The 6,183-nt window shown below is 50.7% G+C and carries 6 protein-coding genes; 2 read left to right on the plus strand and 4 right to left on the minus strand.

Annotation, left to right across the window (positions count from 1 at the left end):
• Positions 1-19: 19 nt before the first annotated feature.
• The gene (locus IAE30_RS27750; protein ID WP_200681420.1) at positions 20-643 is read right to left on the minus strand and encodes a ParA family protein; all 624 of its coding nucleotides are present in this window, start codon (positions 641-643) and stop codon (positions 20-22) included.
• A 129-nt stretch (positions 644-772) separates the two neighbouring features.
• Between IAE30_RS27750 and IAE30_RS27755 the strand changes: the two genes are divergently transcribed.
• Positions 773-2,065, plus strand: coding sequence for a DUF1173 family protein (locus IAE30_RS27755; protein ID WP_200681421.1), 1,293 nt, complete (start codon positions 773-775; stop codon positions 2,063-2,065).
• Between the two features lie 240 nt (positions 2,066-2,305).
• Here the strand turns inward: IAE30_RS27755 and IAE30_RS27760 are convergent, their stop codons facing one another.
• The 3 genes from IAE30_RS27760 to IAE30_RS27770 form a co-directional block, all read right to left on the minus strand.
• Positions 2,306-3,070: a site-specific integrase gene (locus IAE30_RS27760; protein ID WP_200681428.1), complete on the minus strand. Its 765-nt coding sequence runs from the start codon at positions 3,068-3,070 to the stop codon at positions 2,306-2,308.
• Between the two features lie 90 nt (positions 3,071-3,160).
• Positions 3,161-3,850 carry a hypothetical protein gene (locus tag IAE30_RS27765; protein ID WP_200681422.1) on the minus strand — a complete coding sequence of 230 codons (690 nt, stop codon included), beginning with the start codon at positions 3,848-3,850 and terminating at the stop codon, positions 3,161-3,163.
• Positions 3,851-3,890: 40 nt separating this feature from the next.
• Positions 3,891-4,220, minus strand: a complete 330-nt coding sequence (locus IAE30_RS27770; RefSeq protein WP_200681423.1) for a hypothetical protein — start codon at positions 4,218-4,220, stop codon at positions 3,891-3,893.
• 1,199 nt (positions 4,221-5,419) lie between these two features.
• Between IAE30_RS27770 and IAE30_RS27775 the strand changes: the two genes are divergently transcribed.
• On the plus strand, positions 5,420-6,183 hold a 764-nt coding region (locus tag IAE30_RS27775), incomplete at its 3' end, for a ThiF family adenylyltransferase (RefSeq protein WP_200681424.1).

The raw sequence follows: 6,183 nt of genomic DNA on the forward strand, positions 1-6,183 counted from the left end.
AACTCATTAAAGAATGATTTCATGCATTAATGATATCATGAATTTCCTCAACCATCGCTCTTGCCTCATCGTTGAGCGTTTTGAACGGGGTTTCAAACAGCGCTCTCCCTCCGTCAAGGGCCTGACCGTAAGCCGGCTGGAAACGGATTGTCGCGTCAAGGACCTTGAACCCCCAGGCACCAATGGTGGCCTGCGCCTTTTTTCCTTCCGCAGCTGACGGTGTTTTCGCAACGAGAAACACGATTTTTTCACGAGGAATGCCTTTCATCGTGAGTTCCCTGCCGAGCTCAAGAGAAGGCTCAAGGTCATCAATCGTCGGCCCGGTAGAAACGATGACAACGTCGGATTCCGAAGCAACATCCATGGACGTCGTTTCTGCGGCCGGACGTCCGTCAATAATCAGGAGATGATACTGATCCTTCACTTTTACAGCCGTGTCCACGCGGCGGTAAAGGCCGCACTCTATGGCGGGTAAGCCCGCCTCCTCACGCCGGCGGCACCATTTCATGGAGGTCTGCTGTTTTTCATCAATATCTGCGAGGTGAGTCTTCCATCCTGCTTCAGTAAATCCCGCTGCCAAGGTTCTGGCCGTAGTGCTTTTCGACCCGCCGCCTTTTTGTCCTATACAAGAGATAATCGTCATGATTTCATCCTTTCATTATTTCATTTCTTTCGTGAGCATAATATGCCACGGTTCACAGCTGAATGAAAGCATGATAGCATCAAATCATGATAGAATGATTTAATGACAATTCCGCGGGGTTACACTGAGATGAAACAGACTTACTGGGTAAGCATCTATAAAGGAAGGAGCGATGAAGCTGAGTCCCGCGCCTTTGCACCTGAACATCAGGATAGGGCGCTGTTTCAGGAATGGCTTAGCGAAGCACGCGATATGAAGGGAAGCGGCGCTTGCCGCTGCAGGTTTGGTGAGGAACTGCCTCTCAGCATCGTCCGGCGCGGCGATCGTTGCCATCTGGCAAAGTACCGCTACACCGGCGCACACCATAAAGAAGACTGCCGTTTTTACAGCAGAATCACGGGGGAAGGCGGTCAGCAGACTTACCGGCATGCAGCGCTGCGCGAAACACCTTCGGGTACGCTTATGGTCACGCTCGACGTGCCGCTAAATAAGCAGGGGCCGGAGGAGGAAGAACCCACGCACACCCCGTCTCCCCGACCTGCGGGTAAGTCGGTCAAGCGAAACACGATGACGCTGCTTGGCCTCTTACATCTGCTGTGGGAAACCTCACGTTACACGGAGTGGCACCCGGCATGGGAGGGAAGCCGTAACGGCCCGCTGATGGGCTGGCACCTCCGGAAAGCCGCCGCCCATATCCGGGCGGCGGGCTTTCGTCTTTCAGACCTGTTGCTCACGCCGTCCGGCCTGAAGGGCGACAGGGATGCGAAGCGCAATCAGGATTGCGTCAGTTTTTCACGCCTGTCGAAGACGCGTCTTATCGCCGTGGCGGAGTTAGCTGCCTGGCAGCCTGCTTTCAGTACCTGTCCGGATCGCCTTCCAGTCAGGGATTTTCACGGCATGCCCTATCTGACGGTGACGCCCGCGCTCTGGCGTTCACTGTGCCACAGTTTTTCCCGTGAGCTCAGCGCATGGAAAGAGGGCGCCAGAACGATTGTGATAGCCTACGTCGATCCGCATGCTTCCCGGGAAAAGCTTGTCAGGCAGGCTGCGCTGATGACCGTCAGCCCCCGCTATATTCCGGTTGATTCCGGCCTTGAGATGAAGCTCGAAGAGACTCTGCACGCGGCAAAGCGTAAGTTTATGAAGCCGCTGCGCTACGATGCGGGTAAAGACGAATACCTTCCTGATTTTTACCTTACCGATCTGGCATCATCCGAGGACAACCTTTTTCCCCTAGAAGTCTGGGGCATGGACAGCGAGGATTACCAGCAGCACAGGGAAGAGAAAACGGCCTGGTGTAACCAGACCTTCACGCCGGCGGGGTGGTGGTCGTGGGACGCGCGCCGTTATCCTGACAGCATCCCTTCACTACCGGATCCTGACGCGCTGCTTGACCGCCAGCATAACACCCACACCGAATGAGAAGTTTGATAATGAAAGCATGATTACATGCTTTCATTATCAAAAGTTATACCAAGCCTAACTAAAAAATCACTACAAGACCCACTCATGACATCATGACATCATGACATCATGACATCATGATGTCATGATATTCAAAGGTAGTTGAAAAATAGCATTTTTTTCCGATGATTAAGCGCCTTAATATCATAAATGTCAGTTAGGCCGTCGTGCATTCTCGCTTAAATATTAAACTCGACATCACTCTTTCTTTAGCATTGCCACAGCCTCATTACCCGGCATCTGAAACTGCACCCGGTGCCGGGCCGCCACGTCCAGCGCGAACACCCGCGTATAAATCTCCGTCGACTTCGCGCTCTTGTGCCCGAGCAGGCTCTGCAGCGCCTTGAGCGGCGTGCCGGCGTAGAGCATGTGCATGGCGTAGCTGTGCCGGAAGGTGTGCAGGGTGACCGGTATCGAGAACGTTACCCCCTCTGACGCCGCCGCCTTCACCGCCTCGTTCAGCCAGGTGCGCGCCGTGCGGTCGGTGACCTCCCACAGGCGCACCTTTTCCGCCCGCCCGGTCTTCTCGCTCTTACGCTCCAGCGGAATGCGCAGGGTGGCGATCATCATCTCCAGCTGCGTCACGAACTGCGTGTCGGAGAGCGGCACCAGGCGGTGGGGCACGACGCCGGCGGCCGGGCGGCCGGCGCGGCGCTCCGCCTTCACCTCGCGCTGCTTGAGCGTGGCCAGCTGCACGAACGGGTACTGCTGGCGCAGCAGAAAGTCTCCCCGCGTCAGCGCCAGCGCCTCGCTGATGCGGGCGCCGGTGTTCCACAGCGTGGTGAACAGCATCTTGCGCCGCAGGTCGGGCATGAAGTGGAGCAGGGCGCTGACCTCCGGCGCCAGCAGGTACTTCGGCAGGTCGTCGACCAGCGCGGCCATCTGTCGCAGCGCCAGCGCCGCAGGATAGTCAATAGCAACCGGTAGTCGCTCAGTTGTTAGGTTAGCTTCTCCATATAACACTGGATGATGTGTCAATTATAAGTCTCACAGTCTGTTTGTTCGGTATGAGGTTAGTTAATTTCCTCACTGCACAAGCTCATTGCACAAAAGCTATATATTGATAGCCGGTAACTGTTTACGGTGACGAATCGACTCATCAGTCGCAGACCTGCGCTGTTGTCGCCATGCTGCCCATAATGTTTCCCCGACGCTAAGGCGGTCTCTCATTAAAGGTGAACTAGCCATTGAGCAGTGCTTGCGCAGTAGGGCTGCATAAAGCATGGCCAGAAGTCCCTGCCGTAAAAAACGTCTTTGTCGGTAAATCAGCGACCTCGACATCTCTGTTGAATCCCGGGGATCAGACGCTTCAAACCATGCGCTAATTCCACTGCAGGCACGATCATGTTGTGCTGAAAGATCACGGACTTTGTACAATAGTCGAGAAGGAAGTACACGCCAGTCAGCGGTGACATTGAGTAGGTTAAGCGCTGGAATTGGATGAATGAATTCAGCAAAAGCGTCACCTTCCCATATACCTTGATCAATACCAACATAAGCACATTTTTCAGCGTACTCTTCGAGGCGAAAAACTAATTCGATGGCTAAAAAATAACACTCACGTCGGTCTTTCTCTTCCTTGTCTGCCAGTTCCCGCTTATGGCGCTTCTCCGCTGTTTCTTCCTCACGCTCAAGTGCGAAGCGATGATTTTGACGGTTAATGAAAAACTGTATTATGCCGGTCAGCCCACTCCCCGCTAGGACTGAAATCACCGGCACCCAAACAGAAATCTCGTTCTCCATGACACTGTGCTCCTTAGATCCAGTAACATCCCGCCAATAATTACAATCCTGCAAAACTCAGCATGCCTTCAATTCCTTCTACATCAAGATAAGTATCAGAAGAAGGGTAAAGATAAATTTCATCACATGGTTCATGAGAAACGGTGCGACCAATCTGAGACAGGTCGGAAAGGACCCAGCAGTTGTAATCAGGTAACCATTCTGCGATGGCCAATGCTGGCCCCGTAACAATTACCGGCTGTCCTCGGTAATTTGAAGCTTTTAAATTTTTCTGATATCTGGTTGGCCAGGCTCTGTATTCAAGCCACAAATGTTTATGCTGAAAAGTTCCTGTGAGCACTGCCCATACATGTTCAATCCCCTGATACATAGCTCCTCGCTAATAGTCCCGTCCTGAAACCATCTTTCCCTGACGCCTGTATTTTCAATTCATATAGTCGCTCAACACAAAAATAACCCACCTGATAATAAGCAGTCATATAACCACACAGATAAATTACCCAATCGCTGTCTTCCACGGATCCGCTTTCTTCTTAATTTGCGACTTTCCCGGAAGCGTAGCACGCCCGCAGCGTGCCACAAAGCCCCCGTTGCCACGCCAGCTTTTCCTGACGCACCCCATATGCTGCGCGTGAGGAATTGAACAATGCACTATATGTTGTGGTCAGGCCGGAAACCCGCCACTGGCGGCGGAAGATCCGGTTCCACCCTTTTCCGGATCTGCGGGACCTAACAAAAGGGAAACGTGCAGTCTGCAGTGAATCAGGCGGGAAAAGTCCGGCTAACGGGAAAAAGGGCCTCAAGACATTTAAAGTGGTTGCAAGGATAAAACCTGCATATCGGGGAGATTTAACCCCGTATGCAGGATTTAGCTTCACATAAGGTTATTCATGGCGGAACGCCGGACTGTTGTGTGGCATGGACCGGTAGCGCCCCTTTTGTTCTCCAGATGCAGGCTCGTCTCTGCTCTCATAATGGTGCCCGGCTTACGCCCAATCCCCGTAAAAGCGGTTTTTGCAGCTGTACGCGGACAGAACACAGTGCCGCATTCATGTTATTTCTTCTGCGTACTGCTAAGGCGACTATGCTCACCCTGGCTCCCCCGGAAGACCTAAAGTCCAGTCCGGGTTATTGAGGGCCTCGGAACTCAATGGGAGATGAACACCCGAAAACATTAATGTAAATAATTAATGATGTTATAAAATTTCCAAAAAACAGAGAAAATTAAATGCATGAAAATTGCAGCACAAGCTAAATAGCTGACTTATATGATATTTATTTTTAGAAATACTCTCACCAAAAAAATAACATTGACTCCAGAAATAAATTCACTAAAGAAACAGTTAATCTTTTTTGATGCATAGATCACAAAACAGACAACCTGCCTGTTTACTCAGGCAGGCAAACATTCAATGATTATCGCGTCACATAAGTGGCAATTTAATGAAACAAGATGATTAAGGAGGATTCCATGGATCATTCAAATGCTAACTAATAAGTGAAAGAAACCGCCCTCTGACAGAACTGTAGAGGGCGTCCATTTTCTCAGCATTAAGGTAAGAGGGACGCATGGAGCAGAAATATTTATTAGGGAAATATACCCGGGTGCTTTTACGTCAGGATGATGCAATCTTTGGTGCCGGTTCAAAACAGCATGTCTTTACTGACAGAGCTTGCTGGGAAAACCTTGTGCTGGCAGCTGCACAGTGGACAGAAAAAAAAACGGCCGCAGAGGCATACGCGCATGTTGCCCAACGGATGAGTAAAAAGGAATTTGAAAGCGCATTCGACTTCCTGATATCAAATCACTTTATTATGCCCGCTGAAACCTCGGAAAATATATTCCAGAGCCGGTACTCCCGCAATCATCTTCATTATCAGAGTTACGGGGTCGATCCAGAAGTTATACAGAACAGACTCTCGGGAAAGAAAGTCGTAATTTTAGGATGCGGAGGGATAGGAAATCATGTTTCAGCAATAATGGCTACCTCAGGCGTTGGCGAAATCATACTGGTAGATAATGATGAAGTAGAAATGACGAATCTTACGCGTCAGATTATGTTTGCCGAGCGTGATATAGGCTGCCCCAAGACGACTGCGCTTATGCGGGAATTAAAGGAAAGAAACAGCAGTGTAGCCATATCTGAAATGAAAATGACTATCAGAGACAAATCAGATATATCACAACTGCCGGAAGCCGATATATGGATAATTTCAGCGGACGAGCCTTATTATCTTGTGCCGTGGATAAATGAATGGTGCGTTAAAAACAGTCAGGCATACATCAATGCGGGCTATGTTAATGACATCGCCGTTTTTGGTCCGCTTTATAT

The sequence above is a fragment of the Pantoea sp. S61 genome, from assembly GCF_016625145.1.
In the GTDB taxonomy this organism is placed as follows: Bacteria; Pseudomonadota; Gammaproteobacteria; order Enterobacterales; family Enterobacteriaceae; genus Pantoea; species Pantoea rwandensis_B.